The organism is Clostridium sp., from assembly GCF_018372875.1.
In the GTDB taxonomy this organism is placed as follows: domain Bacteria; phylum Bacillota; class Clostridia; order Clostridiales; family Clostridiaceae; genus Clostridium.
Window position 1 is genome coordinate 1 of the sequence record NZ_JAHAIF010000086.1, and the last position, 4,816, is coordinate 4,816.

The following is a 4,816-nucleotide window of genomic DNA, read 5'->3' on the forward strand; positions in this document are numbered from 1 at the left end:
GCAAAAGGATTGTATAATAATCCTTATGGAGGAAAGTTATCTTTAGATGAAATATCAAGAATGCAATGTGGCTTTGATAAAATAGCACAAAAGAATTGGAAATATGAACTAGGATTAGATAGATATAATAATAGAATTCTTGATTATCATAATGAAAATCCGATAAAAATGCTATAAAGGGGGTAAGTAACCCTAAATTAGATATAATAAATAATTCAGATGACTGGATAAAATCGCTTTCGAAAGAAGAAATAGATTCACTATATAAATATCAATCAAATGATATTTATGAGAGATTGAATTCAGGATTAAGAAACGGTGAAATTGATGATGATTTAATTGAAACTATAAAAAATCTAGATAGTGCAATATCAAAAGGGAATATAAATGGTGAAATTGAGCTATATAGAGGATTTACCAAAGAAGATATAATAGAAAATTGGGATAAAATAATTAAGAATCAGGAGTACACATTTAGAGATAAAGGATATGTCTCAACAAGCTTAAAACCATCAGTAGCAGATAATTTTGCAATGTTAAATGATGAAGATGGGATATTTGCATATATAAAGGTATCTAATAGTAATGGTGCAAATATAAATGCTATTGGTTCTATAGGTGAAGCTGAAATACTTTTAGAAAGAGGATTGAAATATACGATTACAAAAGCTTGGGAAGAAAATGGATACAAGTATGTAATAATGGAGGTACGTAAATAATGAAGTATAAACCAACATCAGTAATTGAAAGATGGGCATTAGATAAAGCAACAAAAAATGAAGATATATCTCAATGTTTTTTCTGTAAACATAGTTTGCCTAAAGGTAAATGTGATGCATTTCCTAATGGGATACCAAAGGAAATAAAAGAAAATTTTTTCATTCATACTAAACCATATGAAGGTGATAATGGTATATTATTTGAAGCAGAAAAAGATGAGTATAATAATATAAACTTTCAAGCAATGAAAAAGGAATCATTAGATGAATTAATAAATAGAAAGAAGAAATGAATGCATAATAAAGAATAGATTAACTGCATAAAAAGTAGTAATAGAAGAGTATAGATAAGTCAATAATACTAATAAAGTTTGTCATTGCATAATATTAATAATGCAGTGAATAGGGGGCAATGGGGGCAATGGGGGCAGAGTGGCAGAGGAAAATCGAAAGTAATTTCTAGTTGATGAAAACTAAAAATACTTTTTAAAAATCTTTACCACCTTATACCTTTGAATCTAAAGTACAAGAAAAAATCGTTGTAACTGAAATGTCGATACTTCAATTACAACGATTTTTTTTTTGCTTATTTATTATACCTAAGATAGAAATACAAGAGGTAGAATGATAAAATAAAGGTAATATATTGAAGGAAACTTATATAGAAAAACTAACTACATAACACTAAAAATGATAAGTGAGAAAAAGTAGTTAAAAAGTAATGTAAAGCATTGAAAATACTAGGTTTAATAATAATAAAATGTTAAGACAGGCTCTGCCTCAAGGGGGTAAGTAAAGCTGAGATAAATACTGCTGAAGGTATTAAAAACATTATTAATAGAAAAGGATATTCAGTAGATGATTTTGCTAAGTTATTACATCCAGATAGAATGTTAACAGATTCAGAAAAAGTTCTAGTTGATTCTATAAGAAAAGAGATAGGATTACCATCAGCAGACACTTTAATGTGTAAAACAATACCACAAAGTGATATATATAAGTATCTATACAATGAATATGACGGAGTAAGAGGTTTTACAGCGGTAAGTGAACATGGAGCTAATTTAAAAACTCTACTTGATAAATATAATGGATCAAGATTAGATTACAATAATACAGCATTTAAGACGACAACTGGTGTTGATGGTATTTCACAGTCTGTTGGATTACCAGATAAATTTTATGGGACAATAGAATATAAAGTTAACGATGTAGATAAAATATCTATCCCAGACTGGAAAGCTAAAGCTGATGATTATCCTTATACAGGAAAAGCATTTACAGGTAGTACAGATGTTGTTTTGCCTGAATATTTTCAAGAGTCTAGAAAGTTTGTTAATGGAGATGTTTTAAATATTATAGATTCTCAAAGTTGTCAAGTAATTAGAAAATTTAAATATAATATAAAATTTGGATGGATTGATTTTAATTAGGAGGTTGATATATTATGTATGGAATTTACAATAAAAAAATATATAGGTTAAATATATTGGAAAATGGTTTTGAAATTTATTCTGAATCAAAAGATAAGGTTGATTCAAGTTTTAAAGAAATAAAAATACAGCAAGGCTTTTTTTCAAGAAGTGTATACAGTAAAGAAATAAAATTAACAGATTTAGAACTAGCGTATGAGTTGAATTATAAAGTTATATTTAAAGGGAGTGAATATAAATGCTTAAAAGTAAATTCACAAACTTTAGATATAAATTATATAACCATTTATACAAGTGACTCTGATATTGCTAAAAAATATGGATTTACAAAAAAAGAACAATTTATTTTTGATAAAGATGTATCTTTAGATAAAATAGATGCATTAATTGAAATTAAGAAGCCTATATTAAAATTTAGTAATTTAAAAGAGCAAAAAATAACAATAAACCAAAAAGATATTAAAAATTATCTATCAAATATTATTGAACAATAACTGCAAAAAATTATAATAATTAAATTCATAATAATAGATAAAGAAATAATAGTAATATTTTTATAATAGAGATAAAAATAATTTATTGCATAATTTTAATAATGCAGTGAAAGAAGTTAAAAGGTTAATGTTTCAGTAAATGGAGCATTAATCTTTTTTTCTTGTAATGCCTAATGTAGAAATAAAAGAAGTAGCGTGATAAAATAAGTGTAATAGATTAAAGGAAATTACTGTTAAAAACTTAGCTACATAACACTAAAAATGGTAAGTAAGTAAAAGCAGTTAAAAAAAGTCTAAAGTATTGAAAACACTAGGTTGATAGAAAAGATAGACTTTGCCACAAGGGGGTTAGTAATACTGGAAAATATTCCGCATTTGGAGAAATGCCAATAGAAGATGGAATAAGATATGATGGCTATTGGAAATATCAAGAAGCATTAGAAAAAGGACAGTTTAAGAATGGTTCTATATTTGATGGATGGTATAAAGTAGATGGTTCAATGAATTATCCGGACAATTGGGGGGCAATACCAGGAACAGAAGAAGTGGTAACTTTGGGGAATAACGGAGTAATTGAGGTTGGTAGATATGGGACTCCAGGAAGTTCGAGTGCGTACGTTACAGAAACAGGTGTAACAACTGATAGATTGGCATTACCACCTAATACTAATCAAAATGAATATATAAGATATAAAATAAATGGTTCAATTAGCAATGTTGAAAGAGCAGTAGTTGCACTATGGGTTGGTGATAAAGGTTTGGGAATTCAATATAAATTACCAAAACCAATTAATTGGTATGTAGAACGAGGAATATTAATTCCAGAATAAAAGGAGGAATAGATATGAATATTCAACAGATAGTTTTGAATGATTTGAATAAAATAGTTAATGAAGAAATAATTGGAAATAATCTGAAAAATATTCGTTTCGATTATGGAGATGGTGGATATGAACCGGGAAATTATGTGTATGAAGATAATGGATTATATCATTACGTTGGAGTAGGTGATAGAGGTGGTATTGAAATAAGTAAGGAATCAAAGAATGTAGACGAAGTACTTTATGAGATTTATAGAGATATAACTTTTAAAGAAGCAACTAAGTATGCAATGATTAATAGAGAGAAAGGTAAAGATTGGAGAAGAATATTATTTGCAAAACAGCTAGAAATGTTAAGAATAATTGGTAATAGGTTTTATATAAAGAGGAGTAATGAGATTCAAGAAATTCTAAAGTCTAATCCATATAATGATAATATTTAATAAATGATTATATGAGCTTTTAATAACAAATATTGTATGAAGGATATGTAAAGATTATTAAAAAGGAAGGTATCTTTATGAAACGTTCCAACCATTATCTTCGAGATAAGGTGCGGCAATAAAGATGGACTGGAATAATATGAATTGTATTAAACAATTAGATTTTCTCAGAATCCAAATGATTGGATGGGAACCGCATTAGGTGATGAATGGAGTTACTTAGAAAATAATTATGGATATACAGATTTGATACAATATGGAGGATATTGGTATGGAATTAAGTGATACTAAAAGAATCGCGATGAGCTTTAATAAGATGGCAAGAGAAAAAATGGGAGGGAAAGCTACTGGGTTTTGCATTTTTAATGTAAATGATGATGCTAATCATCGTGAGTTTAGTGTGGATTTTATGGCATACAATTACTTCCCAATAAGACTAAATTATGAAAAGGGAAGATTCGGGTGTTGTATAATATTGGGTGAAAAATCAATTGCTATCGAAAGCTCACAGCAATGGTGGGATGAGGCTGATTTTAATTTATTTTTCGAAGAGCTACAAACAGAATTAGAATTACGAATTCCAGATAAATTTTTAAAGGCACATGGTTGGCTCTAAAATTTATTATGGTTATACTTTAGGACTTCAAGACCCCTAACTAAAAAGCTATTTTAATCGCTGTCTGTTCACGAAGTGAATGACACACAGGTAACAGTATCTTTTTGTCGTTTACCTAGAGGGGAAAGGACACCTTATGGCGAAATTTGCCACTAAGAATAGGAAAGGATTTGTCTGACATTTTCTTGTGGTTATTTTGCAAAAGTTTGATTTTACTGACTTCTTATGAGTTGATAAAAAACAATCTTCCACAGAACCAAAGTTTACTTGATTATCTACAAATCCAGTGA

The 4,816-nt window shown here is 28.3% G+C and carries 7 protein-coding genes; all 7 read left to right on the plus strand.

Going from position 1 to position 4,816, the window contains the following annotated elements:
• Nucleotides 1–206: 206 nt before the first annotated feature.
• Nucleotides 207–719, plus strand: a complete 513-nt coding sequence (locus KIB46_RS15985) for an ADP-ribosyltransferase (RefSeq protein WP_363290430.1) — start codon at nt 207–209, stop codon at nt 717–719.
• Nucleotides 719–1,012 carry a hypothetical protein gene (locus KIB46_RS15990; protein ID WP_291673185.1) on the plus strand — a complete coding sequence of 98 codons (294 nt, stop codon included), beginning with the start codon at nt 719–721 and terminating at the stop codon, nt 1,010–1,012. The genes KIB46_RS15985 and KIB46_RS15990 overlap by 1 nt, the downstream gene beginning before the upstream one ends.
• A gap of 597 nt (nt 1,013–1,609) precedes the next feature.
• Entirely contained in the window at nt 1,610–2,152 is a 543-nt protein-coding gene (locus KIB46_RS15995; RefSeq protein WP_291673187.1) for a hypothetical protein, read from the plus strand.
• Between the two features lie 14 nt (nt 2,153–2,166).
• Entirely contained in the window at nt 2,167–2,646 is a 480-nt protein-coding gene (locus KIB46_RS16000; protein ID WP_291673189.1) for a hypothetical protein, read from the plus strand.
• Between the two features lie 383 nt (nt 2,647–3,029).
• Nucleotides 3,030–3,476 carry a glycohydrolase toxin TNT-related protein gene (locus tag KIB46_RS16005; protein WP_291673191.1) on the plus strand — a complete coding sequence of 149 codons (447 nt, stop codon included), beginning with the start codon at nt 3,030–3,032 and terminating at the stop codon, nt 3,474–3,476.
• Between the two features lie 14 nt (nt 3,477–3,490).
• Entirely contained in the window at nt 3,491–3,910 is a 420-nt protein-coding gene (locus tag KIB46_RS16010) for an Imm63 family immunity protein (RefSeq protein ID WP_291673193.1), read from the plus strand.
• Nucleotides 3,911–4,181: 271 nt separating this feature from the next.
• Nucleotides 4,182–4,526, plus strand: a complete 345-nt coding sequence (locus KIB46_RS16015) for a hypothetical protein (protein ID WP_291673195.1) — start codon at nt 4,182–4,184, stop codon at nt 4,524–4,526.
• Nucleotides 4,527–4,816: the final 290 nt, after the last annotated feature.

Coding starts and splice junctions, on each gene's coding strand:
- KIB46_RS16015 (WP_291673195.1), top strand. CDS start 4,182: ATGGAATTAAGTGATACTAAAAGAATCGCGATGAGCTTTAATAAGATG.
- KIB46_RS15995 (WP_291673187.1), top strand. CDS start 1,610: ATGTTAACAGATTCAGAAAAAGTTCTAGTTGATTCTATAAGAAAAGAG.
- KIB46_RS16005 (WP_291673191.1), top strand. CDS start 3,030: ATGCCAATAGAAGATGGAATAAGATATGATGGCTATTGGAAATATCAA.
- KIB46_RS15990 (WP_291673185.1), top strand. CDS start 719: ATGAAGTATAAACCAACATCAGTAATTGAAAGATGGGCATTAGATAAA.
- KIB46_RS16000 (WP_291673189.1), top strand. CDS start 2,167: ATGTATGGAATTTACAATAAAAAAATATATAGGTTAAATATATTGGAA.
- KIB46_RS16010 (WP_291673193.1), top strand. CDS start 3,491: ATGAATATTCAACAGATAGTTTTGAATGATTTGAATAAAATAGTTAAT.